The following is a 25566-nucleotide window of genomic DNA, read 5'->3' on the forward strand; positions in this document are numbered from 1 at the left end:
CCGCCGGTGTCGGGACCACCCTCAAGCTTTGCTGCATCAGGGCTAGCGATTAGCGTCGCTTGGCCATTTCGTTGATGAAGCGATCAAACAGCGGCGCTACGTCGTTCGGGCCAGGGCTGGCTTCAGGGTGACCCTGGAAGCTGAAGGCGCTCTTGTCGGTACGCTCGATCCCTTGCAGGGTGCCGTCGAACAGCGATTTGTGGATCGCCCGGACGTTGGCTGGCAGGGTGGCTTCGTCTACCGCAAAACCGTGGTTCTGGCTGGTGATCATCACAACGCCGGTGTCCAGATCCTGGACCGGGTGGTTGGCACCGTGGTGGCCGTGACCCATTTTCAGGGTCTTGGCGCCGGAGGCCAGGGCCAGCAGTTGGTGACCGAGGCAGATGCCGAACACCGGAATCTCGGTTTCGAGCACATCCTTGATCGCCTGGATCGCGTAGTCGCAAGGCTCCGGGTCACCAGGGCCGTTGGACAGGAACACGCCGTCCGGCTTCATGGCCAGAACATCAGCGGCTGGGGTTTGCGCCGGCACTACGGTCACGCGGCAACCGCGCGCGACCAACATGCGCAGAATGTTCAGCTTGACGCCGTAGTCGTAGGCAACCACGTGGTACGGCAGCTCGGAGGCGTCGATGGTCGCGTGGCTGTCGGTTTTCAAGTCCCAGACAGTCGAGCGCCACTCGTACTTCTCTTTGGTGCTGACGACTTTTGCCAAGTCCATGCCTTTGAGACCAGGGAAACCCTGAGCAGCGGCGATGGCAGCTTCTTCGGAGATGTTGTCGCCGGCCATGATGCAGCCGTTTTGCGCGCCTTTTTCACGCAGGATGCGTGTCAGGCGGCGGGTGTCGATACCAGCGATCGCCACAACGTTGTTGGCTTTCAGGTAGTCGGACAAGGACATCGTGTTACGCCAGTTGCTCGCAACCAGTGGCAGGTCACGGATGACCAGTCCAGCGGACCAGACGCGATCGGACTCGGCATCTTCCGGTGTCGTACCGGTGTTACCGATGTGCGGATAAGTCAGGGTAACGATCTGTTGGGCGTAGGAAGGATCGGTAAGGATTTCCTGATAGCCGGTCATGGCGGTGTTGAACACCACCTCACCAACGGTTTGACCGTCGGCTCCAATGGCTTCGCCGCGAAAAATGCTGCCATCAGCAAGGGCGAGTATGGCTGGCTTAGTCAAGAAGACCTCCCGTAAATAAAGCCTGAAAGGGCGATCGCAGGTTGTAAAAAAGCGGAGTGACGTATGGACACGTCACCCCGCTTCTTCACTGAATTATTCTGCGCGCTTTTAGTGGACACACTAAAGCTGTAGCTTACAGAAAAAGGCATTTTTGGTCTACCGCCAATGAGCCTTAAAGGCCGGGGAATGCGACAGGACGTCGCTTGGCAGTGTAAAACCGGGTTCAAACACGCTGTTTGAACCCGATTTCGGGCGCATCTTAACGCAAATCGAGCACGTCTTGCATGTCGTAGAGGCCAGGCGTTCGCCCATCAAGCCACAATGCAGCGCGCACCGCGCCCTTGGCGAAGGTCATGCGGCTGGACGCCTTGTGCGTGATCTCGAGGCGCTCGCCCTCGCAGGCGAACAACACCGTGTGATCACCCACCACATCACCACCGCGAACAGTGGCGAAGCCGATGGTTTCCCGCTCGCGAGCACCGGTATGACCTTCACGCCCATAGACTGCAACCTTCTGCAGATCACGATCCAGCGCACTGGCAATCACTTCACCCATGCGCAGCGCTGTACCTGAAGGCGCATCGATCTTGTGCCGATGATGGGCTTCGATGATTTCGATATCCGCCTCATCACCCAGCACACGAGCAGCCATGTCGAGCAGCTTCAGCGACAGGTTCACACCGACACTGAAGTTAGCCGCAAACACAATCGGAATGTCGTTGCCCGCTTCAGCCAGCAACTGCTTCTGCGCAGCGTCCAGCCCGGTCGTACCGATGACCATGGCTTTGCCTGCCTTACGGCAGAACGCCAGGTTTTTCAGCATGACTTCCGGCAGCGTGAAGTCGATCAAGACATCGAACTCTTCAGCCACCGCTTCCACATGACCGGACAGCGGCACGCCGATACGCCCGAGCGAAGCCAGCTCGCCAGCATCCACGCCAATCAGCGTGCTGCCGGGGCGCACGATGGCTGCCGTCAGGCCCGTCAGCGGCGCGCGTTGCTGCACCGCCTCGACCAGGATTTTGCCCATGCGCCCGGCAGCGCCCATCACAGCTATACGTCGCATGCCGACTCCTTACAAATCGCCGAAGAAGCGCTTCACGCCTTCGAACCAACCAGTGGTTTTTGGCGAATGACTGTTGTCGTCCGCCAACGAACTGCGGAATTCTTCCAGCAATTCGCGCTGACGACGACCCAGGTTGACCGGGGTTTCGACCGCCACACGACACATCAGGTCGCCAGCACCGCCACCACGTACAGGAGCAACGCCTTTGCCGCGAACACGGAACTGCTTGCCGGTCTGAGTCCCTTCCGGGATTTTCAGTTTGACCCGACCATCAAGGGTCGGAATCTCCAGCTCGCCACCCAGTGCCGCATCGACGAAGCTAATCGGCACTTCACAGAATAGGTGCTTGCCGTCGCGCTGGAAGATCGCGTGCTCGCGCACATTGATCACCACGTACAGGTCGCCAGTCGGACCACCCTGGGCGCCCGCCTCGCCTTCGCCGGACAGGCGAATGCGGTCGCCGGTATCAACACCGGCCGGCACTTTGACGGAAAGGGTTTTGTACTCTTCGACACGACCTTCGCCGTGGCAGGAGTCGCACGGATCGGAAATGATCTTGCCTTGGCCATGGCAGCGCGGACAGGTCTGCTGCACCGAGAAGAAACCTTGCTGCATGCGGACCTGACCGATCCCGCCGCACGTCGGGCAAGTGATCGGCGCCGAGCCTTTCTTGGCGCCCGAACCGTCGCACGGCTTGCAGTTGACCAGTGTCGGAACGCGGATATTCACGGTCGTGCCACGCACCGCTTCTTCCAGGTTCAGCTCCAGGGTGTAACGCAGGTCGCTGCCGCGCTGAGCGCCGCCACGGGAACCGCCGCGACCACCACCGAAGAAGTCACTGAAGACATCGCCAAAGATGTCGGAGAAATTCTGACCGCCAAAACCGGCACCGCCGCCGCCCATGCTTGGGTCGACACCGGCATGACCGTATTGGTCGTACGCCGCGCGCTTGCTGGAATCGGACAGCACTTCGTAGGCCTCGTTGGCCTCTTTGAACATCTCTTCCGACGCTTTATCATCGGGATTACGGTCCGGGTGATGCTTCATCGCCAGGCGACGATAGGCCTTTTTCAGGTCCGCTTCGCTTGAGCCGCGCTCAACACCCAATACTTCGTAATAGTCACGCTTTGCCATAAGTCTTTGCACTCTTAAGGACGTTCGGCAAACCCCTCCTGAGCTTCGCCAAACTCGTTGAGCCCCAATACAGGCCCGGACCCAACTCACGTCAATTCAACGATCCTGGTCTTTGATTCATTGCAGTACTTGCGGCTCGAAAAGCAGGAGCATTCCCGGCCATACCACCAACACTGAGGCGGACTGAATGGCTTGTTCGTTAGGCAACCTCGGCGTCCGAGCCCCATACCCTGCGTTGCCGCTCCTCCCCATAGCAAGCTATGAGTCGTCGCGGCGCCTTGGCTATGGCGCCCTGGCATCCGAACTTGCTCTAACGAACAAGCCACTCACTCCGCCTTTGTCGCATGCTGTAAAAATTCGCTTACTCCAGACACGCCAACGCGGGAGCAAGCTCCCGCGCGGCGACATCCTACCAGTCACCGCCTAAAGGCAGTCAACCGGCCGACCAACAACTTACTTGTGGTCTTTGACTTCTTCGAACTCAGCATCGACAACGTCGTCGGCTTTTTCAGCTTTTTCGTCGTGCGGTGCAGCGCCTTCAGCCGGCTGAGCCTGCTCGGCGTACATTTTCTGAGCCACTGGCGCGGAGACTTTCGACAACTCTTCAACCTTGGCGTCGATAGCAGCCTTGTCGTCGCCTTTGACGGCGGCTTCCAGGGCAACTACGGCAGCTTCGATTGCAGTCTTCTCTTCAGCGGTCACTTTGTCGCCAGCATCAGCGACCATTTTGCGCGTCGAGTGAACCAGCGCATCGCCCTGGTTACGGGCAGCGGCCAGCTCTTCGAACTTGCGATCTTCGTCGACGTTGGCTTCAGCATCGCGAATCATCTGCTGAATTTCTTCCTCGGACAGACCGGAGTTGGCCTTGATCACGATCGACTGAGTCTTGCCAGTAGCCTTGTCTTTGGCGCCTACGTGCAGAATGCCGTTGGCGTCGATGTCGAAGGTCACTTCAATTTGTGGCACGCCACGTGGTGCTGGTGGAATCTCGGCCAGGTCGAACTTGCCCAAGGACTTGTTCTGAGCGGCTTGCTTACGCTCACCTTGCAGCACGTGAATGGTCACAGCGCCCTGGTTGTCGTCGGCCGTCGAGAACACTTGCGATTTCTTGGTAGGAATCGTGGTGTTTTTCTCGATCAGCGCAGTCATCACGCCACCCATGGTTTCGATACCCAGGGTCAGCGGGCTAACGTCCAGCAGCAGAACGTCTTTCACGTCGCCAGCCAATACCGCGCCCTGGATAGCAGCACCCATGGCAACAGCTTCGTCCGGGTTCACGTCTTTACGAGCTTCTTTACCGAAGAACTCGGTCACCAGCTTCTGAACCAGTGGCATACGGGTCTGACCGCCCACCAGGATCACGTCGTTGATCGCGCCAACGTCGATACCGGAGTCTTTCAGAGCGATGCGGCAAGGTTCGATGGTGCGCTGAACCAGGTCTTCTACCAGCGCTTCGAGCTTGGCGCGGGAGATTTTTACGTTCAAGTGCTTAGGACCGGTGGCATCTGCAGTGATGTACGGCAGGTTCACGTCGGTCGAATTGCTCGAGGACAGTTCGATCTTGGCTTTTTCAGCAGCTTCTTTCAGGCGCTGCATGGCCAGCGGGTCACCCTTAAGGTTCATGCCGCTTTCTTTCTTGAATTCGTCAACGAGATAGTCGATCAGACGAATGTCAAAGTCTTCACCGCCCAGGAACGTGTCGCCGTTGGTGGCCAATACTTCGAACTGGTGCTCGCCATCGACTTCAGCGATTTCGATCACGGAAACGTCGAAAGTACCGCCGCCCAAGTCGTAAACGATCACGGTGTGATCGCCTTTCGCTTTGTCCATACCGTAAGCCAGAGCGGCTGCGGTTGGTTCGTTGATGATCCGTTTAACGTCCAGGCCCGCGATGCGGCCGGCGTCTTTGGTCGCCTGGCGCTGGCTGTCGTTGAAGTAGGCCGGAACGGTGATTACCGCTTCGGTCACTGGCTCGCCGAGGTAGTCTTCGGCGGTCTTCTTCATTTTCTTCAGAATTTCAGCCGAGATTTGCGGCGGCGACATTTTCTGGCCGTTTACTTCAACCCAGGCGTCACCGTTGTCAGCCTTGGCGATTTTGTACGGGACCATCTTGATGTCTTTCTGAACGACTTCTTCGTCGAACTTACGACCGATCAGACGCTTCACCGCGTATAGGGTGTTGTGCGGATTGGTCACAGCCTGACGCTTGGCCGACTGGCCAACGAGAATTTCGCCATCGTTGGCGTAAGCGATGATCGACGGCGTGGTGCGCGCGCCTTCAGCGTTTTCGATAACTTTTGCTTTGCCATTTTCCATGACGGAGACGCAGGAGTTGGTAGTCCCCAGGTCGATACCGATAATTTTGCCCATGTTAACTCTCCCGAAACTTTGGATTTGGTTGCCGCAGCAGTGGTGGCTAACTGCGGTAGCACTTAAACGCTTGACTTCTAAATGGGGGCCTTGCGGCTAATTTCAAGCCTGCTCATCAATCGAAGGCGAAACCGGCGAAGGTGCCTTGCTGACCACAACCATGGCCGGGCGCAGCAAGCGACCGTTGAGCTGGTAACCCTTCTGGAACACCTTGAGCACGCTGTTCGGCTCTACATCGGCGCTTTCCTGCATGGCCATCGCCTGGTGATGAACGGCGTTGAACGGTTCGCCGTGCGGATCGATCGCTTCCAGCTGATAACGCTTCAGGGTGTCCTGGAACATTTTCAGGGTCAGCTCGATGCCTTCACGCATTGGGCGAATGCTTTCGTCGTCCGGGTTGGACAACTCCAGGCCACGCTCCAGGCTGTCGACGATCGGCAGCAGGTCGCCAGCGAACTTTTCCAGCGCGAATTTGTGAGCCTTTTCGACATCCTGCTCGGCGCGACGGCGGACGTTCTGCAGATCAGCCGCTACACGCAAAGCCTGATCATGAGCACCAGCCAACTGCTCTTCGAGCACTTGTACACGAGCCGCCAGCTCATCACCCGCAACCTGGGCAGCCTGATCGGCGTCGAGATTTTGCGTATCCACTGTCTGTTCGTCAGCCATAGATTTTCTCCTTTCAATATCGTCCGCGAGCTCAACTCGCGCTTCTGCCCAGCTATATGGGGCCGCAAAATTGAGCTTCAAGGGGTTTGCTGTGATTAACCCTACAAAAAGAGCTGCATTGTCATTCCCCAATGCACTAACGATTTCGTCGGATCAAGCAAATCGAGCTAATGGAGGGCATTGTCAGCCACAAATAAAACACTGTATAAATAACCAGACCTAAAGCCTGGGAGCGGCCTTTATGCTGGTGCACCTGTCCGTACACAACTACGCCATCGTCGAACATCTCGATCTCGAACTTGATCGCGGGATGAGCGTGATCACAGGGGAAACCGGCGCCGGCAAATCGATCATGCTCGACGCCCTGGGCCTGACCCTGGGCGATCGCGCCGACAGCGGCGTGGTTCGCCCCGGCGCCGACAAGGCCGATATCCTCGCGACTTTCGACCTGATCGACATCCCCGAAGCCAGTGCCTGGCTTGCCGAACGCGACCTGGAAAGCGACGGTCCGTGCATCCTGCGCCGGGTGATTACGGCTGAAGGTCGTTCACGCGGCTATATCAACGGCACGCCCTGCCCCCTCGGTGATCTCAAGGCCCTGGGCGAGCTACTGATCGATATCCACAGCCAGCACGAACACCAATCCCTGCTCAAGACCGACACCCACCGCCGCTTGCTCGACGAGTACGCCGGCGCGACAGACCTGGCCCGCCAGGTCCAACTGGCCGCCCAGCGCTGGCGCCAGACCCGCCAGGAGCTGGACCGTCTGTCCAACTCCGGCGACGAGCAGCGCGCCCGCCATCAATTGCTGAGCTATCAGCTCGAAGAACTGGAAAACCTCGGCCTCGGTGAAAATGAGCTGGAGCAGTTGGAGCAGGAGCACAAGAACCTGACCAATGCCGAAACCTTGCTGGGTATCTGCCGACAAGTGGTCGAACAATGCAGCGAAAGTGATTCCGGCAATGTACTGAACGCCCTGACCGCCAGCCTCAACCGCTTGTCGAGCGTGAACAACTCGATCGGTGCGCTGGGCGAAGCCAGCAGCCTGCTGACCAGCGCCCAGATACAGGTTGAAGAGGCCGTCGGCGAACTGAACCGCTTCCTCGATAACTTCGACGCCGACCCGGCGCGCCTTCAATACCTGGAAGAACGCCTCGATGCGATCTACACCCTGGCGCGCAAACACCGCATCCAGCCGACCGAAGTCGCCGAGATGCAGCAAAAGCTGCTGGATGAGATCGAAACCCTGAATGCCAACGACGAATCCATCGAACGCCTGAGCGATGAACTCGCGTCCTACGCCCGTCATTATCAAGAGAAGGCGCGCGACTTGAGCGACCTGCGTCATCAAGCCTCTGGCAACCTGTCCAGCGCCGTGGAGCAGGAAATCCAGCGCCTGGGTATGCCCGGCGGCCGCTTCACCATCGAACTGCGCCCCAATAGCAGCAACGAGTTGCTGCCCAACGGGCTTGAACAGGTGGAACTGCTGGTCAGCGCCAACCCCGGGCAACCGATGAAAGCCCTGGCAAAAGTAGCCTCGGGCGGCGAGCTGTCACGGATCAGCCTGGCAATCCAGGTCATCACCGCACAGACCTCCCGGGTTCCGACCCTGGTGTTCGACGAAGTGGACGTTGGCATCGGCGGCCCGACTGCCGAGATCGTCGGCCAGTTGCTACGTCGGCTCGGGGAGCGCGGACAGGTGCTGACAGTCACGCACTTGCCGCAAGTGGCGGCGCAAGGTCACCAGCATCTATTCGTGCACAAGGTGCGCGGTGAGGATGCCACCCATACGGCGGTGTCCAAGCTGAGCAAGAATCATCGCGTCGAAGAAGTTGCGCGCATGCTGGGGGGCATCGATCTCACCAAAGAATCTCTGGCTCACGCGAAAAAAATGGTCATCACCGCAAAAATTTAAGACCGGTAGAAAGCACGAAGGCGACCCTGGGGTCGCCTTCGCTCGTTTCGCGAACATCATGTTCGCGCGACATGCTTACTTTTTCTTGCGTACGTACAGCACGAGATTGTGATCCACCATCTCGAAGCCATATTTGTCGACGATCGCCTTCTGAAGACGCTCGATTTCTTCGTCGAAGAATTCGATCACTTCACTGGTTTCGACGTTGACCATATGGTCGTGATGCTTGCCGTCGTCCAGTTCGAAGACGGCATGACCGCCGTCGAAGTTGTGTCGCACCACAAGCCCAGCTGCCTCGAACTGAGTCAGTACACGGTAAACCGTGGCCAGACCGACGTCCTCACCAGCCTCCATCAGCGCCTTGTAAACATCCTCGGCACTCATGTGGCGTTGCTCGGCGGAATCGAGCATTTGCAGAATTTTGACCCGTGGCAGGGTCACTTTGAGGCCGGCTTTGCGTAGTTCGCTATTTTCAACCATGGTCAGCTTTCTCGCGATGCTGCTTCGCAGCTTCTCTTAATGCGGGTATGATCGGCGTTTACGTTGTCCCAGCCAAGATAGTGGAAGTCGCCCACCGATGCAAAACACCAAGCTCTTGCTAACCAGTTTCACCTTCGTGGGACTGCTCGCACTCGCCGGTTGTTCATTCCCCGGGGTTTACAAAATCGACATCCAGCAGGGCAATGTCGTCACGCAGGACATGATAGACCAGTTACGCCCGGGAATGACCCGCCGGCAAGTACGGTTTATCATGGGTAACCCTCTGCTGACCGACACGTTCCATGCCGATCGCTGGGATTACCTGTATAGCCTGCAACCGGGTGGTGGTGAACGCCAACAGGAACGCATAAGCGTTGTCTTTAACCCTAATGACCAACTCGTCAGCCTGTCGGGCGATTTTATGCCTGGCGTGAGCCGCGACGAAGCCATTCTCGGCAAGGACACCGGCACTCCTGTGACCGCTCCTGCAGAAAACACCGAGAAGCCAAAACCGGAAAAACCGGTGAAACCAGGTTCGTTGTTGGACCAGATCCAGAAGGACGTCGACGGCGTACAAACCGTTCCAGTCCCGACTCCAACACCACTGGAAACCACGCCGCAATAATTTGCGACGCAATAAAAAACCCGGCACGTCCGGGTTTTTTATTGTCTGGCATTTATTGAATCACTGATTTCGCGCCTTGGCCTCGGCAGCCTTGGCGGCGCGCAAGCGGCGCACCTCTTTAGGATCGGCGAGCAACGGCCGGTAAATCTCGATGCGATCACCTGCTTGAACCACTTGAGTGTCAGGGTCAGAAATCACCTTGCCGAAGATCCCGACCGGGCAACTGGCCAGATCCAACTCAGGAAACTCGGCCCCCATACCGGACTTCAGCAGCGCACCCCGAACCGTCGAACCGGCTGGCACCGCCACTGTCAGCAGCACCTGACGATCAACGGCGGCATACACCACCTCAACCTCAATCACCGACTCAACCATGTATCTGTTTGGCGCGCTGACAAAACGCATCGACCAGCGTGTTCGCCGCCTGATTGAACAAAGGCCCCAACGTCGCGCGCACGATTGGCCCGGCGTAGTCGAACGACAGGTCCAGGCTAATCTTGCAGGCCTTCTCACCCAAAGGCTTGAACACCCAGACGCCATGCAACTGGTTGAACGGTCCTTCCTCCAGATTCATCTCGATTGAATGTCCGGGCACCAGCGTATTGCGGGTCACGAAATGCTGACTGAGGCCGCCCTTGGCCACGCCGACACTGGCACGCATGTGCTCAGGGGAGCTTTCCAGCACTTCGGCAGCCGAGCACCATGGCAGGAATTCCGGATAACGCGCCACGTCATTAACCAGGTCATAAAGGGCTTGCGCCGGATACGGCAGCAGAGCCGAGCGTTGAATATGGGTCGTCATGTCAGCGTCACTTCCACAGCTGGGCGGCAAACACTACAAGAATGCCGATGGGCGCCACATAGCGCATCAAGAACAGGGACAGGGCAAATAGAACCGGGCTGCGAATCGACAACTCGTCACGCACCGCTTCACGCCCCATGATCCAGCCTGCAAACACCACGAAACACAAACCACCGAGTGGCAGCATGATCCGCGAGGTGAAGAAATCGATCACACCAAAGAAGTCCAGACCACCGGCCGCTCCCCATTGGTAGAGATGGAACATCCCGCCTTCGTTCACGAAAAATTTGGCTTGCTTCCAGATATTGAAGGAAAACACCGTACCCAGACCGACGAACCAGCAAATAAATGCCAGCCAAAAAGTCACCCAGGCGCGACTGATTTTCGTGCGTTCAACCAGGTAAGCAACCATCGGCTCAAGCAATGAAATCGCCGAACTCCAGGCCGCAACCGCCACCAGTACGAAGAACACTACGCCCATCAACTGGCCGAACGCTACGTTACCGAAGGCAAATGGCAGGCTGACGAACATCAGGCCAGGGCCTTCGCTTGGGTTCAGGCCGGCGGCGAACACAATCGGAAACAATGCCAGGCCAGCGACCAGCGAAACGAAGGTATCGAGCAGCGCCACACCGACCACGGTGCCGGAAAGCGATGAGTTCTTCGGCATATAGGCGCCGTAGATCATGATCGAACCCACGCCCACGCTCAGAGAAAAGAAGGCGTGACCCATGGCGGGCAGCAAGCCGTCGAGGACTTTTTCCGGGTGAAAGTCGAACATGAAATGCACGCCTTCCATGAAATGGCCGGTGGTCATGCTGTAACCCAGCAGCACCAGAATCATCACGAACAGCAGCGGCATCATGATGCGAAGGCTGCGTTCAAGCCCGGCGACCACGCCTTTGGCGATCACCACGGCGGACAGCAGCATAAAAATCGTGTGCCAAAGTGTCAGGCGCCATGGATCAGCGATCACATTGCCGAAATAAGCACCGACTTGATCTGACGTCACACCCTGGAAGTCACCACGGCCCATGTCGATGATGTAGTCCAGCGACCAGCCGCCGACCACACTATAGAAAGACAGAATCAGCAACGCCGTGATCATCCCGGCGAATGCGCCCCAGGACCACTTGCCCGAATGCCCCGCCTCTATCGCCAACACCTTCAAGGCGTTGGCCGGGCTTTGACGGGCGCGGCGGCCGATCAGGGTTTCAGCCAGCATGACCGGCACGCCGATCAGCGCGATGCAGACCAAAAACATGAGAACGAACGCGCCGCCGCCATAGACGCCGACCATGTACGGGAATTTCCAGATGCTACCAAGCCCCACGGCCGAACCGGTCGCGGCGAGTATGAAGACCCAGCGGCTAGCCCAACTGCCGTGGACAGAAACCTTGTCTGTCGACATCGTTACCACGTCCAAGCATTCAAAAAAGAGGCCGCATTGTCCGGGATTCAATCAACCTGCTCAAGCACGTAGCGATACCGTAGCCGACTCGCGTGCAACTCCCTATAATGCCGCCCCTATGGCTAAACAGAAGAAACACCCAACAGGGACCATCGCGCAGAATAAAAAGGCGCGGCACGATTACTTCATCGAACACAAGTTCGAGGCTGGTCTGGTCCTGGCCGGCTGGGAAGTAAAAAGTCTGCGGGCAAGCAAGCTACAACTGGTTGACAGTTATGTACTGCTCAAGGATGGCGAAGCCTGGCTGCTCGGCAGCCACATCACGCCGCTGATGACCGCCAGCACCCACGTCATCGCTGATCCGACCCGCACCCGAAAATTGCTGCTCAACCGCCGCGAGCTGGAAAAGCTGGCCACGGCAGTGCAGCAAAAAGGCTATGCCTGCGTATGCCTGTCCTGGTACTGGAGCAAGCACATGGTCAAGTGCGAGATCGCTCTGGGCAAGGGCAAGAAGGAATACGACAAGCGTGATACCGAACGCGAACGCGATGCCGGTCGTGAGTTGCAGCGTGCGGTGCGGAACAAGGGCAAGGAAGAGTAATTTTCCTGCCTGATCGCGGGTCTTGTGGCGAGGGGGCTTGCCCCCGTTCGGCTGCGAAGCAGTCGCCGGCATTCTTCGAGATGGCGGCGACGCGAGAGGGCCGCTCCGCGCCCCAGCGGGAGCAAGCTCCCTCGCCACAGTAAACTGAAACTACATCCCCTTGCGCCGCTCCGCCCGAGCCATGCGCTGCACTTCCTGACGCACTTCCTCCAGCACTTCCTGCACATACAAAATGTGTCGACTGGAAACTTCCCGCGCCTGCTCCGCCCGCCCTTCGATAATTGCCAGGTACAACTCCCGATGCTGACTGATCAGCATGTCACGCGTCTCGGTGCGTTGTTTGTACATGCCGCCAATGTTGGTCACCACGTTGCGCTTGAGCAGATCGAACAATCCGCGAATGGTGTGCAGCAACACCGCGTTGTGACTGGCTTCGGCGATCGCCAAATGGAATTTTGCATCCGCCGCGCCCTCCTGCTCCCGGCTCACTTCATCGTGACGCGTGTAGCAATCCTGCAATTCGTCGAATGCCGCGGTCAGCCTTTCGCGATCCACATCAGTGGCGCGCAACGCCGCGTAATAAGCACAGGACGCTTCAAGGGTATGGCGAAACTCCAGTAGATCGCGCTGCGCCTCGGGGTTGCTTTCCAGCAGATGCAGCAACGGATCGCTGAACGTCGAGCCCAGGGAATCCACCACATAATTGCCGCCGCCCTGGCGACTGACCAGCAAGCCCTTGGCCGCCAGTTTCTGGATCGCTTCGCGCAACGAAGGGCGTGACACACCAAACTGCTCGGCCAACGCGCGCTCGGCAGGCAAGCGCTCACCAGACTTCAGCGTGCCTTCGAGAATCATCCCCTCGAGCCGCTCGACAATATCGTCAGACAAACGGCGCTGACGAATTTGATCAAACCCCATAACTCATCTCTCCACGATCCCGGCAGCTCGCCGGGCTCTCTATTCTGGCCTATCGGCGCTGTCGCGGCACCTACCAGACGACGCTTGAGCGAACAGATCAGATGCGTTCTGCACCGCTTATTCGACAAAAGTTTTAGGGCGGCAAATTGACACACCCCATACAAGGCTTTTACCCTAGCCAACAGCGATTGTAAATTGGTATTACCAATTAACCAAGAACGCTGGCAGTGCCTGACCAACAACAATTAGGGGCCACCCCATATGCAAACCTGGCAACAGCTCTACAGCCCGCTCGGCAGTCTCGGCGTGTCCGCGCTCGCGGCCGTTATCCCCATCGTATTTTTCTTCCTGGCCTTGGCCGTGTTTCGCCTCAAAGGCCATGTGGCCGGCAGCATCACTCTGGCCTTGTCCATTGCCGTAGCGATCTTCGCCTTCCAGATGCCGGTAGATATGGCCTTCGCCGCTGCCGGGTATGGCTTCGCCTACGGCCTGTGGCCGATTGCCTGGATCATCGTTGCGGCGGTGTTCCTCTACAAACTGACGGTCAAGAGCGGCCAGTTCGAAGTCATCCGCAGCTCGGTGCTGTCGATCACCGACGACCAGCGCCTGCAAGTGCTGCTGATCGGCTTCTGCTTCGGCGCCTTCCTGGAAGGTGCAGCCGGTTTCGGTGCACCGGTAGCGATTACCGCCGCGCTGCTTGTAGGACTGGGCTTCAACCCGCTGTACGCCGCAGGCTTGTGCCTGATCGCCAACACCGCGCCCGTCGCATTCGGCGCACTGGGGATTCCAATCATCGTCGCCGGGCAAGTGACCGGCATCGATGCGTTCAAGATCGGCGCCATGACCGGCCGCCAACTGCCGCTGCTTTCGCTGTTCGTGCCGTTCTGGCTGGTGTTCATGATGGACGGTATGCGCGGCGTTCGGGAAACCTGGCCGGCAGCATTGGTGGCGGGCTTGAGCTTTGCCATCACCCAGTACTTCACCTCGAACTTCATCGGCCCGGAGCTGCCAGACATCACCTCTGCGCTGGTCAGCCTGATTTCCCTGACGCTGTTCCTGAAAGTCTGGCAGCCAAAACGCGCCGCCGGCCAACACATCGCCGGCGCCGTTTCGGCGTCCGTGGTCACCGCCAGCGTCGGCGGTTTCGGCCAGAAGCGCACCACTGTGGCTTCGCCCTACAGCCTCCTGGAAATTTTCAAAGCCTGGTCGCCGTTCCTGATCCTCACCGTACTGGTCACCATTTGGACGCTAAAACCGTTCAAGGCGATGTTCGCTGCGGGCGGCTCGATGTACAGCTGGGTGTTTAACTTCGCCATCCCGCACCTGGATCAAATGGTGATCAAGGTCGCGCCGATCGTGACCGCGCCGACCGCCATTCCAGCGGTGTTCAAACTTGATCCGATTTCCGCAACCGGCACGGCGATTTTCTTCTCGGCACTGATCTCGATGCTGGTGCTGAAGATCAATTTCAAAATTGGTCTTACTACTTTGAAAGAGACCTTCTACGAACTGCGCTGGCCGATTCTGTCCATCGGCATGGTGCTGGCGTTCGCCTTCGTCACCAACTACTCGGGCATGTCTTCGACCATGGCCTTGGTGCTGGCGGCGACCGGCGCGGCGTTCCCGTTCTTCTCGCCATTCCTCGGTTGGCTGGGCGTGTTCCTGACCGGCTCCGATACCTCGTCCAACGCGCTGTTCAGTTCGTTGCAAGCAACCACCGCGCACCAGATCGGTGTCAGCGATGTGCTGCTAGTCGCGGCGAACACCAGCGGCGGCGTGACCGGCAAGATGATCTCGCCACAATCGATCGCCGTGGCCTGCGCCGCGACCGGCCTGGTGGGCAAGGAATCGGACCTGTTCCGTTTCACCCTCAAGCACAGCCTGTTCTTCGCAACGATCGTTGGCCTGATCACCTACATCCAGGCCTATTGGCTCACCGGGATGCTGGTGCACTAAGGACTACAAGCCGCACTGATAAAACCGACGCTGGACCACGATTCCGGCGTCAGCTATTCACCACCCGGTCTGTAAGGCTGCTGAAAGCTTCCGGCTCTATATTCAGCAGCCTCAACGGACGGATAACCGGCCGAGAGACACGCCTGATGAGCGAGCTTTTTTACAACGCTGTGCCGAACGCGACCCGCGTCGCCCCGCCACCGCCCAAGCCTCGGCAATACCCCAGCGAGAAGCCTTCACGGGTGTACCTGTTCGGGACCTGCGTGGTGGATTTGTTCTACCCCGAAGCCGGGATGGACGCGATCCACCTGCTGGAACGCGAAGGCATTCGTGTCGAGTACCCGCAAGGGCAAAGCTGCTGCGGGCAACCGGCCTACACCTCGGGTTACACCGAGCAGGCCCGGACCGTGGCGCGCTCGCAACTGGCGCTGTTTGCCGGGGATTATCCGGTGGTGGTGCCGTCGGGTTCTTGCGCGGGCATGTTGCGCGAACACTACGCCGACTTGTTCAAGGACGAGCCGGACACGTTGAAACAAGTCCAGGCCCTCGCGGCCCGGACGTATGAGTTGGCGGAGTTCCTGCTGTTTGTCTGCAAGGTGCAGCTCAAGGACAGCGGCGAACCGGTGAAAGTGGCGCTGCACACATCGTGCTCGGCACGCCGGGAGATGAACACCCACTTGCACGGCCGTGAGTTGTTGGCGCAGTTGGGCAACGTGGAGCGCGTCGATCACAGCCACGAAAGTGAATGCTGTGGCTTTGGTGGGACTTTCAGCGTCCGTATGCCAGACATTTCCGGCGCGATGGTAGCTGACAAGACCCGGTCGCTGAAGGAATCCGGCGCGCACCAGGTACTCAGCGCCGATTGCGGTTGTTTGATGAACATCAACGGCTCGCTGGAAAAACAGAAGGAAGCGTTGCGCGGCCAACACCTGGCCAGCTTCCTTTGGCAGCGAACCGGAGGTGTTCAATGAACGCTTCCGTGATTATTCCTACGGTTGCCGTAGAAGAAGATTTTCGCAGCCGGGCTCACGAGGCTTTGGCTGACACGCAACTGCGAAATAACTTTCGCAGCGCGATGGATTCACTGATGAGCAAACGGGCAGCGTCCTTCAGCGATGCCCACGAAAGAGAATATTTGCGAGCGCTGGGCAATGCTGTCCGCGCCCGTGCGTTATCCAAGTTGCCCGACCTGCTCGAGCAGCTTGAACAGAACCTGACCCGCAACGGTGTGACAGTGCACTGGGCGGAAACGGTGGACGAGGCCAATGGCATCGTCCTCTCGATCATCCGCGCTCACGAGGGGCGGCAAGTGATCAAGGGCAAATCGATGGTCAGCGAAGAAATGGAGATGAATCATTTCCTCGCTGAACAGGGCATTGAATGCCTGGAATCGGACATGGGCGAGTACATCGTCCAGCTCGACCACGAGAAGCCTTCACACATTATTATGCCGGCGATCCACAAGAATGCCGGTCAGGTCGCGTCCTTGTTCCACGACAAACTTGGCGTGGAATACACCAAGGACGTTGACCAACTCATTCAGATCGGTCGCAAAGTCTTGCGGCAGAAATTCTTCGAAGCGGACATCGGCGTCTCCGGCGTCAACTTCGCCGTGGCCGAAACCGGCACCCTGCTGCTGGTGGAAAACGAAGGCAACGGCCGCATGACCACCACGGTCCCGCCGGTGCATATTGCCGTTACCGGCATCGAAAAAGTCGTTGAAAACCTGCGGGACGTCGTACCGCTGCTGTCGCTGCTGACCCGCTCGGCCCTCGGCCAACCGATCACCACCTACGTCAACATGATCTCCGGCCCGCGCCAGGAGCATGAGCTCGACGGCCCGCAGGAAGTCCACCTGGTATTGCTCGACAACGGCCGCAGCCAGGCCTTCGCCGACAGCGAATTGCGCCAGACCCTGAACTGCATCCGCTGCGGCGCCTGCATGAATCATTGCCCGGTCTACACCCGAATCGGCGGCCACGCCTATGGGGAGGTTTACCCTGGGCCTATCGGAAAAATCATCACCCCGCACATGGTCGGCCTGGCGAAGGTCCCGGACCACCCAAGTGCGTCGTCGCTGTGCGGTGCCTGCGGTGAGGTCTGCCCGGTAAAAATCCCGATCCCCGCACTGCTGCGGCGCCTGCGGGAAGAGAACGTCAAAGCCCCGGATAGCCCGCATCAAGTGATGCGCGGCCAGGGCAGCAAGTACTCGCGCAAAGAGCGCTTTATCTGGAACGCCTGGGCCAGGCTCAACAGCTCGCCGACGTTGTATCGCCTGTTCGGCTTCTTCGCCACGCGCCTGCGTGCCCTCGCACCGAGTAATGTAGGCCCGTGGACGCAAAACCACAGCGCGCCAAAACCCGCTGCCCGCTCGCTGCATGACATGGCCCGCGAGCATCTGGCCAAACAGGGAGATCGTTGATGAACGCCAAGCAAAACATCCTCGCTAAATTGAGGAACAGTCTGATCGGCACTACGCCGGTGCCTGACGAATTCGACGTCGAACTGGTGACTGCGCCCTACACCTACACGCCTGAACAACGCATCCCGCAACTGCGCAAACTGATGGAAGCGGTGCACACCGAAATCCATATGACCACGGGCGAAGATTGGCCCGAACTATTGGCGCAGCTTGTAAGGGATCGTCAGTTGCCGAGCCTGCTGATCGCGCCGACCACACCTCACGGTCAACGGGTCACTCAGCACTGGTCGAAAAATCCCGACCTGCCAACGCTCAAATCCTACGACCGCCCGGTAGAGGAATGGAAAGCCGAACTGTTTAACGACACCCCGGCCAGCCTCACGACTACCCTCGGCGCAATCGCTGCGACAGGTAGTCTGATTCTCTGGCCGACGCGGGAAGAACCGCGCCTGATGAGCCTGGTGCCGCCAGTACATTTCGCCCTGCTCAAGGCCAGTGAAATCCGCGACAACTTCTATCAAGTGCAGCAGGAATTCGAGTGGGCCCAAGGCATGCCGACCAACGCTTTATTGGTGTCCGGCCCGTCGAAAACCGCCGACATTGAGCAAGTGCTGGCCTACGGCGCCCACGGCCCGAAAGATCTGGTTGTGCTGATCCTGGAGAACCAATGACGCTACCGACTGCTTTCCTGCGTGATGCGCAGCAACTGATCCCTGAAGACCGACGTTTCGACGACCAGCTGTCGACATTGGCCTTCGGTACCGATGCGAGTTTCTATCGGCTGATTCCGAAACTGGTGATCCGCGTCGAGTCCGAAGATGAAGTGGTTGCCTTGCTGAAACTGGCGCAACGGGATCAGGTCCCAGTGACCTTTCGTGCGGCCGGCACCAGCCTCTCCGGGCAGGCCATCAGTGACTCAGTATTAATCGTACTCGGGGATAACTGGAACGGGCGCGAGATTCGTGGTTTGGGCACACAGATTCGCCTGCAACCGGGGGTGATCGGCGCGCAGGCGAACGCGTGGCTGGCGCCATTCGGACGCAAGATCGGTCCGGACCCGGCCTCGATCAATGCTTGCAAGATCGGCGGCATCGTTGCCAACAATGCCAGCGGCATGTGCTGCGGCACGGCGCAGAACACCTATCACACACTGGCGGGCATTCGTCTGGTGCTGGCTGATGGCAGCCGTCTCGATACCGAAGATGCTGCCAGTGTTACGGCGTTTCGTCAGAGCCATTCCGAACTGCTGGAGCGTCTGGCGACGTTGGGCCGAGAGACCCGCGCCAATTCCGAATTAGCCGCGAGAATTCGCCACAAATACCGTCTGAAAAATACCACCGGCCTGTCGCTCAACGCCCTGGTGGATTTCGACGAGCCTGTGGATATCTTGAGCCACTTGCTGGTGGGCTCCGAAGGTACGCTCGGCTTCATCAGCGCGGTGACCTACGACACGGTCATCGACCATCCGAACAAGGCCTCGGCGCTGATCGTGTTCCCGGACGTGGAAACCTGCTGCAACGCCGTCACCGTGCTGAAAAGCCAACCGGTGTCCGCCGTGGAACTGCTGGACCGTCGCAGCCTGCGCTCAGTGCAGGACAAACCCGGCATGCCGGATTTCGTACAGCACCTGTCGAACAATGCCTGTGCCCTGCTGATCGAATCCCGCGCTGCATCGTCCACGTTACTACGCGAACAACTGGCGCAAATCATGGCGTCCCTGACCTCGTTCCCAGTGGAAAAACAGGTCGACTTCACCGAAGATCCGCTGGAAAACGCCCGGCTCTGGGCGATCCGCAAAGACACTTTCCCCGCCGTCGGTGCGGTGCGCAAAACCGGCACCACGGTGATCATCGAAGACGTGACCTTCCCGGTGGAGCAACTGGCCATCGGCGTGAACCGCTTGATCGAGCTGTTCGACAAACATCACTACGACGAAGCGATCCTTTTCGGACACGCGCTGGAAGGCAATCTGCACTTTGTCTTCACCCAAGGCTTCAACAATCCGGAAGAAGTCGCACGCTATCAGGCGTTCATGGACGACGTGGCGCAACTGGTCGCCGTGGAGTTCGGTGGCTCGCTGAAGGCTGAGCACGGCACTGGCCGTAACATGGCGCCCTTCGTTGAGCTGGAATGGGGCAGTGATGCCTATCAATTGATGTGGCAGCTCAAACGCCTGCTCGACCCGAACGGCATTCTCAACCCGGACGTGGTGCTCAGCGACGATCCGCAGATCCACCTTAAACACCTGAAACCGCTGCCCGCCGCCGATGAGATTGTGGACAAGTGCATCGAGTGCGGCTTCTGCGAACCCGTCTGCCCGTCGAAAGGCCTGACCCTGAGCCCGCGCCAGCGCATCGTGATCTGGCGGGACATTCAGGCGAAGAAACGCGCCGGCGTCGATACCACCGAACTCGAAGCCGCTTACGAATACCAGGGCATCGACACCTGCGCCGCCACGGGACTTTGTGCACAGCGTTGTCCTGTAGGAATCAACACCGGCGAGCTGGTGAAAAAGCTCCGCAGCCGTAACGCGACACACACGAAAACCGCCAACTGGCTGGAAGGCAACTTCGCCACTGCGCTGCAAGGTGCGCGCTTTACCCTGCACGTGGCCAACGGTGCGCGAATGCTGCTGGGAGCGCCACGCCTGGCGAAGCTGTCGGCAACGCTGACGCGGTTGTCCAAAGGCCAGGTCCCACAATGGACCAACGCCATGCCGCAGCCGGAAAAAGCCATTCGCTTCAGCCCGAGCGTGTCGGACGAACGCCCTCGGGTGGTTTATCTCGCGGCGTGTGTCTCGCGGGTCATGGGCCCGACGGCGGGTGATAAAGAACAAATGTCGCTCTACGACAAAACCCGTGGGCTGCTGGAAAAGGCCGGTTACCAGGTCGTCTTCCCGGACAATCAGGACAACCTCTGCTGCGGTCAGCCATTCGCCTCCAAAGGCTACGCCGAACAAGCCGAACACAAGCGCCAGGAATTGATTGGCGCGCTGCTGCACGCCAGCCGCGGCGGGCTCGATCCGATCTACTGCGACACCAGCCCGTGCACCTTGCGATTGGTTCAGGACCTGGGCGATGTTCGACTCGACCTGTACGACCCGGTGCGTTTCATTCGTACGCACTTGATGGATCGACTGGATTTCACACCGCAGGAAGCGCCGATTGCGGTGCACGTCACCTGCAGTACTCAACACCTCGGCGAGAGCCAGGCATTGATTGATCTGGCGCGAAAATGCAGCAACAACGTGGTCATCCCCGAAGGCATCCATTGTTGCGGGTTTGCGGGGGACAAGGGTTTTACCACGCCGGAACTGAACGCCCATTCACTGCGCACGCTCAAGGATGCGGTGCAGCACTGTGGTGAGGGGATTTCTACCAGTCGCACCTGTGAGATTGGCCTGACGCAACACGGTGGAATTGACTACCACGGGTTGGTCTACCTGGTGGATCGGGTAACGCGGACACGGGCCATCTAAAGAAAAAATAGAACCCTGACGCCGCGCCGCAGTCCACTGATCAAGTCCCGCACATTTGGGACCTACCCCAAACTCGGCAGCCCGTCCTGATGGCCAGCGATGCCTGGACCCTCAGTTCAAGGAGATACACATGAAACGTTCTGTACTGTTAGGTCTGTTCGTTACTGCCTCACTGATGGCGTCCACCTCGTTCGCGGCCGAAGACCTCTGTGCGGTCAACTTGAAAACCATCGAAAATGCCCAAGCACAGATCTCTCCGGAGATGACTGATCAGGTAATGGACAGCGTCAAGCAAGCCAAGGCCGATCAGGCAAAAGGCACCAAGAAAGGCACTGATGATTGCATCGCCGAGACCACCCAAACTATCCAAGACATCAAGAACGCGAACAAAGGCGGGAAGTAACCGGAGTACTGGTGGACTGAAGTTAAAATTACCCTCCAGCACTACCCAATACGCAGCAAACCAAAACCCGCCAAGTGCGGGTTTTGTCGCATCTGGGGTTTGGTACTGCCAACTGCCCGCGTCGCGGTGAAAGAAATCGACACCATGCCCAAATCCGCAGAAGGAGCGAAGCTTGCCCGGGAAATGTTCACCAGCGGCAAGGGGCAATTGCGCCCCTTTTTAGTGCCATTGCTCCTATCAAACAATTTTTTCATAGCCTTTGTGAGAAAACCGAATTCCTGCGAAGCTTCGTAGTCTTTTAAGTAGGCCATTTCAATCGTGGCTTGTTTTTCGACCTCGGCCGAGCCGCCCGATCATACGGCAGCACCGAGACCATCAGCACAAGGAGATACCCATGAAACGTACCGCACTCGCTGGTCTGTTCATGTCTGCTGCAATGTTGGCCTCTCCCGTATTTGCTGCGGACAACAACCTCTGTACAAGCAAGCTGCAAGAGCTCGAAGCCAAAGTGAATACGCTGCCAGCGACCTCGAACAACTTAAATGAGATCAAAAGACTGCTGGCCAGCGCCCAAGCGTCAGAAGCCGCCAAGGACTACAAAAAGTGCGCTACCGAGGCCAGCCAGGCATTGTCGATGGCAAACTGAACAATGACCCCAGCCCAAAATCAATCGCGGCCAACCTTCCGGTTGGCCTTCTGGGGCGCGTTGGCGTACACTGCGCAGGCTTGTTGCTCACTTTGATTCACAGAGCAACAGGCACGGGGCCGTTTAGGATTCGACGCCGGTCGCGAAACTTTAGGTGCATGCCGAGTTGGTAACAGAACTCGTAAATCCACTGTTGCAACTTTCTATAGTTGCCAATGACGAAACCTACGGGGAATACGCTCTCGCTGCGTAAGCAGCCTTAGCCCTTCCCTCCTGGTACCTTCGGGTCCAGCAATCATCAGGGGATGTCTGTAAACCCAAAGTGATTGTCATATAGAACAGAATCGCCGTGCAGTACGTTGTGGACGAAGCGGCTAAAACTTACACAACTCGCCCAAAGCACCCTGCCCTTCGGGTCGCTGAGGGTTAACTTAATAGAAACGGCTACGCATGTAGTACCGACAGCGGAGTACTGGCGGACGGGGGTTCAAATCCCCCCGGCTCCACCACTTCATCATCTAAAGACGTCCACGGACGTCTTTTTTTGTGCCTGAAATCCAGTTAAATCAAGGGTTTCCAGCGCTTCTGGGGGCCAACGAGGTTTTTGGAGTTCCAGACAGTTTGGTATCCCAGGTGGTATCCCGGGCTACCCGGTGCTATTTTTAGGATACCAAAACGGTGCCCGAGGTAGCTCCCATGCCTACTCAAGCAAGCCGTCTCTCCGATCGCCAGCTCAAGGCGGTCAAGGCAACTGGTAAAGACTTCGTCCTTAGTGACGGCGACGGCCTACAACTTCGAGTACGCGCCAGCGGCTCGATGATGTGGAATTTCAATTACCGCGAACCGTTGACCAGAAGCCGAATCAATATGGCACTCGGTCCATACCCCGACCTCTCGTTAGCCAACGCCCGGAAGAAAGCCACAGAAGCGCGTGAGTTGCTCGCTCTGGGCATTGATCCCAAAGCTCAACGCGATGAGGTAAGGCAAGCCAAACTCGCTGAGACCGAGCACACCTTCGAGAAGGTGGCCACCGCCTGGTTCGAGCTAAAGAAGGACTCCGTGACGCGGGCATATGCCGAAGACATTTGGCGCTCGCTAACGCTGCATGTTTTTCCCGACTTGAAAACAACACCTCTCTCGCAGATCAGCGCCCCGATGGTCATCAAGCTCCTTCGCCCCATCGAAGCCAAAGGCAGTCTCGAGACAGTGAAGCGACTGAGCCAACGGCTCAACGAGATCATGACCTACGGGGTAAACTCCGGGCTGATTTTCTCTAACCCCCTCAGTGGTATTCGAGCGGTATTCAAGAAGCCCAAGAAAGAGAATATGGCCGCGCTACGACCCGATGAGCTTTCCGAGCTCATGATCGAAATCGCGAACGCCAGCATCAAGCGGGTCACCCGCTGCCTGATCGAATGGCAACTGCACACCATGACCCGTCCTGCCGAAGCGGCTACCACCCGATGGGCAGATATCGACTTCGACAAACGCATCTGGACCATCCCGCCGGAGCGCATGAAAAAGCGGCGCCCGCATACCATCCCGCTGACCGAACAGGCACTCGCGTTACTGGAGGCGCTCAAGTCCCTCAGCGGCCATAGGGAATACGTGTTCCCGGCAGATAGAAACCCGCGCACCCACGCCAACAGTCAGACCGCCAACATGGCGTTGAAACGCATGGGCTTCCAGGACCGCTTGGTCAGCCATGGCATGCGCTCCATGGCCAGCACCATCCTGAACGAGCATGGGTGGGATCCGGAGCTGATCGAAGTCGCGCTGGCGCATGTCGACAAAGACGAAGTCCGAAGTGCCTACAACCGAGCGGACTACATCGAGCGCCGGCGTCCGATGATGGCTTGGTGGAGTGAGCACATCCAGAAAGCGGCCACTGGCAACCTGTCGGCGTCGGCGATCAATCAAACCAGGGACCACAACGTCGTGCCGATACGGTGAGCGCTCACCGGACGCCGCCGGTAACCGAGGATGACTCCCCAGATGGAGTGATGGTTGATTTGGCGACAGCGGCGACACCGGCGACAATTCACGTAATACCTGGTTTGCAGCATGGCGACAGAAGTGGCGACTGTCGCCGTTGCAAGCCTCTCTCTTGGGGCTTTCTCGGCCAAGCCCACGCGAGCGGGAAGGCTCCGCATTCCCACTCGCATGGGCTCTGCGTAATTACATCTCACTTGACCAGCTGATTGCATTGCCACTGACCAGTCATCTGCATTCGCGCTGACCAGCCGTTTGCAGTTGATGGGTGTCAGCGGGTGCCACTCAGCGCGAGTGCGTCAGCCAAGCACTGAAGGACTGCAACCGACCCAATATAGATAGTCCGTCCCACCTTCTCCGATACTGGTAACGGTTGGCAGCGACCGCGCAGTATTGCACTGCCATACACCAATCCAGCGATCTCGGAATGGAAAATTTCCACTACATTGTTTGTGAAAAAGCTGGTCAAAATCATATGGTTATGATTAATTCGCTGCTGGCCTATCGTCTAATATGGCAAGACCTCCTGTTTGGGAGATCCCGGTTCGATTCCGGGTGGGCAAAGAGCATTTTCTCAAGTGCTTTTTGCCCACCTTGAGGGTACCTAATGGATGAGCATCAACGAGTTAACATTTTTGACGCACAAACCATAAATGTTCGAGAGCTAGAAAAGGCTTGGAGTCATACCAATCGCCAAATTAACGCTCTAATTCTTCAGAAAAACTCAAAAGCTATTGAAATTACCACGAAGCTTCTTGCTTTGATCTATTGCGCGTTAGCGGAAGCAATTTTCTCAAAATTAATCCACACACCCAATGGTCTACCGCTCGACAATCTAGAGCAAGTGAAAAGTTGCACTAACGCTAACGGCGTTAAATCTGGGTGGCTGAAATGCTCAGAGTTGGCGATGCTGCGTGTACAGGGAGCCAAGTCTGGTCACGGCCACAATGTACTAAAAAAATTATCCCAGATGATCGAGCTCTATATTTTTGACCCCAGCCTCTTGCGGAACAAATTGGCTCACGGTCAGTGGACTATTGCGCTTAATCGTCAAAATACCGCAATCAATCAAGAAATCACAAGTGAGATAGAGGCGCATACGGTAGTAGAGCTTTATCGCCGAAAACATGCATTGGAGAAATTAGCGGCAATAATAGAAGATATTATTGAATCTCCAAATAAGGCCCACCACAGAGATTACTGGATCCATATAACTGAGTTTGAGCAGTCGCAGAAGAAACTTTCCAGCTGGACTTATGAGGCCAAAGTTGAAAAGCTATTCACCAAAAAAGCCCATGCTCCCGTTAGAAAATAAAATTTTGGGATTTGAGTTTTCACGATTTTATCCCAACTGCTTCGTGATATGTCGAGGCCTGTAGTTGGCGGCACAAAGCTGAGCCCTTAACTTTCTGCGCAAAGCACAGACTTCAATATCAGACGCGTATTTTTCTGTCATGGAAACCGAAGCCGACTTTTTCACAGAATCGGCCGA

The 25566-nt window shown here is 57.7% G+C and carries 23 protein-coding genes and 1 other RNA gene; 13 read left to right on the forward strand and 11 right to left on the reverse strand.

From position 1 onward, the window contains the following. Positions 1 to 49: 49 nt before the first annotated feature. The 5 genes from carA to grpE all read right to left on the reverse strand — a co-directional run bounded on the left by carA (position 50) and on the right by grpE (position 6425). Positions 50 to 1186, reverse strand: coding sequence for a glutamine-hydrolyzing carbamoyl-phosphate synthase small subunit (gene carA, locus AC1MEW_RS33195; RefSeq protein WP_201200463.1), 1137 nt, complete (start codon positions 1184 to 1186; stop codon positions 50 to 52). A gap of 259 nt (positions 1187 to 1445) precedes the next feature. Next, positions 1446 to 2252 carry a 4-hydroxy-tetrahydrodipicolinate reductase gene (gene dapB, locus AC1MEW_RS33200; protein ID WP_480424963.1) on the reverse strand — a complete coding sequence of 269 codons (807 nt, stop codon included), beginning with the start codon at positions 2250 to 2252 and terminating at the stop codon, positions 1446 to 1448. 9 nt (positions 2253 to 2261) lie between these two features. Continuing rightward, entirely contained in the window at positions 2262 to 3386 is a 1125-nt protein-coding gene (gene dnaJ, locus AC1MEW_RS33205) for a molecular chaperone DnaJ (RefSeq protein WP_201194330.1), read from the reverse strand. 453 nt (positions 3387 to 3839) lie between these two features. Next, positions 3840 to 5756: a molecular chaperone DnaK gene (dnaK, locus tag AC1MEW_RS33210; protein ID WP_201194329.1), complete on the reverse strand. Its 1917-nt coding sequence runs from the start codon at positions 5754 to 5756 to the stop codon at positions 3840 to 3842. 102 nt (positions 5757 to 5858) lie between these two features. After that, positions 5859 to 6425, reverse strand: coding sequence for a nucleotide exchange factor GrpE (grpE, locus tag AC1MEW_RS33215; RefSeq protein ID WP_201200457.1), 567 nt, complete (start codon positions 6423 to 6425; stop codon positions 5859 to 5861). A 241-nt stretch (positions 6426 to 6666) separates the two neighbouring features. On the opposite strand from grpE, the gene recN reads away from it, so the two are divergent. Then, on the forward strand, positions 6667 to 8340 hold the full coding sequence (recN, locus tag AC1MEW_RS33220; RefSeq protein ID WP_480424965.1) for a DNA repair protein RecN: 1674 nt from the start codon (positions 6667 to 6669) through the stop codon (positions 8338 to 8340). Between the two features lie 75 nt (positions 8341 to 8415). Here recN and fur read toward each other — a convergent pair whose 3' ends face one another. Beyond that, positions 8416 to 8820, reverse strand: a complete 405-nt coding sequence (gene fur / locus AC1MEW_RS33225; protein ID WP_003197684.1) for a ferric iron uptake transcriptional regulator — start codon at positions 8818 to 8820, stop codon at positions 8416 to 8418. 97 nt (positions 8821 to 8917) lie between these two features. Here fur and AC1MEW_RS33230 point away from each other — a divergent pair, with 97 nt between their 5' ends. Further along, a complete protein-coding gene (locus AC1MEW_RS33230; RefSeq protein ID WP_201200455.1) occupies positions 8918 to 9445 on the forward strand; it encodes an outer membrane protein assembly factor BamE in 528 nt (175 codons plus the stop codon). Between the two features lie 60 nt (positions 9446 to 9505). Here the strand turns inward: AC1MEW_RS33230 and AC1MEW_RS33235 are convergent, their stop codons facing one another. The 3 genes from AC1MEW_RS33235 to AC1MEW_RS33245 are packed head-to-tail and all read right to left on the reverse strand — an operon-like array spanning position 9506 to position 11658. Continuing rightward, a complete protein-coding gene (locus AC1MEW_RS33235) occupies positions 9506 to 9820 on the reverse strand; it encodes an RnfH family protein (protein ID WP_201200453.1) in 315 nt (104 codons plus the stop codon). After that, complete coding sequence (locus tag AC1MEW_RS33240; RefSeq protein ID WP_201200451.1) at positions 9813 to 10247, reverse strand: type II toxin-antitoxin system RatA family toxin; 435 nt, start codon at positions 10245 to 10247, stop codon at positions 9813 to 9815. Before AC1MEW_RS33240 ends, AC1MEW_RS33235 begins: the two co-directional genes overlap by 8 nt. Before the next feature lie 7 nt (positions 10248 to 10254). Continuing rightward, positions 10255 to 11658: a sodium-dependent transporter gene (locus AC1MEW_RS33245; RefSeq protein WP_480424966.1), complete on the reverse strand. Its 1404-nt coding sequence runs from the start codon at positions 11656 to 11658 to the stop codon at positions 10255 to 10257. A 118-nt stretch (positions 11659 to 11776) separates the two neighbouring features. On the opposite strand from AC1MEW_RS33245, the gene smpB reads away from it, so the two are divergent. Then, a complete protein-coding gene (gene smpB, locus AC1MEW_RS33250) occupies positions 11777 to 12259 on the forward strand; it encodes an SsrA-binding protein SmpB (protein ID WP_076028704.1) in 483 nt (160 codons plus the stop codon). A 150-nt stretch (positions 12260 to 12409) separates the two neighbouring features. On the opposite strand, the gene AC1MEW_RS33255 is transcribed toward smpB, so the two are convergent. Beyond that, the gene (locus AC1MEW_RS33255; protein WP_201200448.1) at positions 12410 to 13177 is read right to left on the reverse strand and encodes an FCD domain-containing protein; all 768 of its coding nucleotides are present in this window, start codon (positions 13175 to 13177) and stop codon (positions 12410 to 12412) included. A gap of 261 nt (positions 13178 to 13438) precedes the next feature. Between AC1MEW_RS33255 and AC1MEW_RS33260 the strand changes: the two genes are divergently transcribed. The 6 genes from AC1MEW_RS33260 (at position 13439) to AC1MEW_RS33285 (ending at position 21436) form a co-directional block, all read left to right on the forward strand. Then, positions 13439 to 15133, forward strand: a complete 1695-nt coding sequence (locus AC1MEW_RS33260) for a lactate permease LctP family transporter (RefSeq protein ID WP_480424968.1) — start codon at positions 13439 to 13441, stop codon at positions 15131 to 15133. 146 nt (positions 15134 to 15279) lie between these two features. Further along, positions 15280 to 16104, forward strand: coding sequence for a (Fe-S)-binding protein (locus tag AC1MEW_RS33265; RefSeq protein ID WP_480424969.1), 825 nt, complete (start codon positions 15280 to 15282; stop codon positions 16102 to 16104). Further along, complete coding sequence (locus AC1MEW_RS33270; RefSeq protein WP_480424970.1) at positions 16101 to 17555, forward strand: LutB/LldF family L-lactate oxidation iron-sulfur protein; 1455 nt, start codon at positions 16101 to 16103, stop codon at positions 17553 to 17555. Before AC1MEW_RS33265 ends, AC1MEW_RS33270 begins: the two co-directional genes overlap by 4 nt. Next, positions 17555 to 18226 (forward strand): LutC/YkgG family protein, encoded by a 672-nt coding sequence (locus AC1MEW_RS33275; protein WP_480424973.1) that lies wholly within the window; start codon positions 17555 to 17557, stop codon positions 18224 to 18226. The genes AC1MEW_RS33270 and AC1MEW_RS33275 overlap by 1 nt, the downstream gene beginning before the upstream one ends. Beyond that, a complete protein-coding gene (locus AC1MEW_RS33280) occupies positions 18223 to 21033 on the forward strand; it encodes an FAD-binding and (Fe-S)-binding domain-containing protein (RefSeq protein ID WP_480424974.1) in 2811 nt (936 codons plus the stop codon). Before AC1MEW_RS33275 ends, AC1MEW_RS33280 begins: the two co-directional genes overlap by 4 nt. A gap of 130 nt (positions 21034 to 21163) precedes the next feature. Next, on the forward strand, positions 21164 to 21436 hold the full coding sequence (locus tag AC1MEW_RS33285) for a hypothetical protein (protein WP_201255679.1): 273 nt from the start codon (positions 21164 to 21166) through the stop codon (positions 21434 to 21436). Between the two features lie 41 nt (positions 21437 to 21477). Here AC1MEW_RS33285 and AC1MEW_RS33290 read toward each other — a convergent pair whose 3' ends face one another. Continuing rightward, on the reverse strand, positions 21478 to 21747 hold the full coding sequence (locus tag AC1MEW_RS33290) for a hypothetical protein (protein WP_322270522.1): 270 nt from the start codon (positions 21745 to 21747) through the stop codon (positions 21478 to 21480). A gap of 83 nt (positions 21748 to 21830) precedes the next feature. On the opposite strand from AC1MEW_RS33290, the gene AC1MEW_RS33295 reads away from it, so the two are divergent. The 4 genes from AC1MEW_RS33295 to AC1MEW_RS33310 all read left to right on the forward strand — a co-directional run bounded on the left by AC1MEW_RS33295 (position 21831) and on the right by AC1MEW_RS33310 (position 25389). Next, positions 21831 to 22082 carry a hypothetical protein gene (locus tag AC1MEW_RS33295; protein WP_201255678.1) on the forward strand — a complete coding sequence of 84 codons (252 nt, stop codon included), beginning with the start codon at positions 21831 to 21833 and terminating at the stop codon, positions 22080 to 22082. A gap of 115 nt (positions 22083 to 22197) precedes the next feature. Beyond that, positions 22198 to 22591, forward strand: a transfer-messenger RNA (tmRNA) gene (ssrA, locus tag AC1MEW_RS33300). Between the two features lie 187 nt (positions 22592 to 22778). Further along, complete coding sequence (locus tag AC1MEW_RS33305) at positions 22779 to 24035, forward strand: integrase domain-containing protein (protein WP_480424976.1); 1257 nt, start codon at positions 22779 to 22781, stop codon at positions 24033 to 24035. A 646-nt stretch (positions 24036 to 24681) separates the two neighbouring features. Further along, positions 24682 to 25389: a hypothetical protein gene (locus AC1MEW_RS33310; protein WP_480424978.1), complete on the forward strand. Its 708-nt coding sequence runs from the start codon at positions 24682 to 24684 to the stop codon at positions 25387 to 25389. Positions 25390 to 25566 lie beyond the last annotated feature (177 nt).

Source organism: Pseudomonas sp. ASL4 (assembly GCF_056680395.1).

Bases quoted from the DNA above. Each gene is read 5' to 3' on its own strand.
- AC1MEW_RS33305 (WP_480424976.1), top strand. From the start codon at position 22,779: ATGCCTACTCAAGCAAGCCGTCTCTCCGATCGCCAGCTCAAGGCGGTC.
- dnaJ (WP_201194330.1), bottom strand. From the start codon at position 3,386: ATGGCAAAGCGTGACTATTACGAAGTATTGGGTGTTGAGCGCGGCTCA.
- AC1MEW_RS33240 (WP_201200451.1), bottom strand. From the start codon at position 10,247: ATGACGACCCATATTCAACGCTCGGCTCTGCTGCCGTATCCGGCGCAA.
- AC1MEW_RS33230 (WP_201200455.1), top strand. From the start codon at position 8,918: ATGCAAAACACCAAGCTCTTGCTAACCAGTTTCACCTTCGTGGGACTG.
- AC1MEW_RS33280 (WP_480424974.1), top strand. From the start codon at position 18,223: ATGACGCTACCGACTGCTTTCCTGCGTGATGCGCAGCAACTGATCCCT.
- AC1MEW_RS33295 (WP_201255678.1), top strand. From the start codon at position 21,831: ATGAAACGTACCGCACTCGCTGGTCTGTTCATGTCTGCTGCAATGTTG.
- AC1MEW_RS33265 (WP_480424969.1), top strand. From the start codon at position 15,280: ATGAGCGAGCTTTTTTACAACGCTGTGCCGAACGCGACCCGCGTCGCC.
- AC1MEW_RS33275 (WP_480424973.1), top strand. From the start codon at position 17,555: ATGAACGCCAAGCAAAACATCCTCGCTAAATTGAGGAACAGTCTGATC.
- dnaK (WP_201194329.1), bottom strand. From the start codon at position 5,756: ATGGGCAAAATTATCGGTATCGACCTGGGGACTACCAACTCCTGCGTC.
- AC1MEW_RS33255 (WP_201200448.1), bottom strand. From the start codon at position 13,177: ATGGGGTTTGATCAAATTCGTCAGCGCCGTTTGTCTGACGATATTGTC.
- AC1MEW_RS33260 (WP_480424968.1), top strand. From the start codon at position 13,439: ATGCAAACCTGGCAACAGCTCTACAGCCCGCTCGGCAGTCTCGGCGTG.
- AC1MEW_RS33245 (WP_480424966.1), bottom strand. From the start codon at position 11,658: ATGTCGACAGACAAGGTTTCTGTCCACGGCAGTTGGGCTAGCCGCTGG.
- AC1MEW_RS33285 (WP_201255679.1), top strand. From the start codon at position 21,164: ATGAAACGTTCTGTACTGTTAGGTCTGTTCGTTACTGCCTCACTGATG.
- AC1MEW_RS33290 (WP_322270522.1), bottom strand. From the start codon at position 21,747: ATGGCCTACTTAAAAGACTACGAAGCTTCGCAGGAATTCGGTTTTCTC.
- fur (WP_003197684.1), bottom strand. From the start codon at position 8,820: ATGGTTGAAAATAGCGAACTACGCAAAGCCGGCCTCAAAGTGACCCTG.
- AC1MEW_RS33235 (WP_201200453.1), bottom strand. From the start codon at position 9,820: ATGGTTGAGTCGGTGATTGAGGTTGAGGTGGTGTATGCCGCCGTTGAT.
- recN (WP_480424965.1), top strand. From the start codon at position 6,667: ATGCTGGTGCACCTGTCCGTACACAACTACGCCATCGTCGAACATCTC.
- AC1MEW_RS33310 (WP_480424978.1), top strand. From the start codon at position 24,682: ATGGATGAGCATCAACGAGTTAACATTTTTGACGCACAAACCATAAAT.
- grpE (WP_201200457.1), bottom strand. From the start codon at position 6,425: ATGGCTGACGAACAGACAGTGGATACGCAAAATCTCGACGCCGATCAG.
- smpB (WP_076028704.1), top strand. From the start codon at position 11,777: ATGGCTAAACAGAAGAAACACCCAACAGGGACCATCGCGCAGAATAAA.
- dapB (WP_480424963.1), bottom strand. From the start codon at position 2,252: ATGCGACGTATAGCTGTGATGGGCGCTGCCGGGCGCATGGGCAAAATC.
- AC1MEW_RS33270 (WP_480424970.1), top strand. From the start codon at position 16,101: ATGAACGCTTCCGTGATTATTCCTACGGTTGCCGTAGAAGAAGATTTT.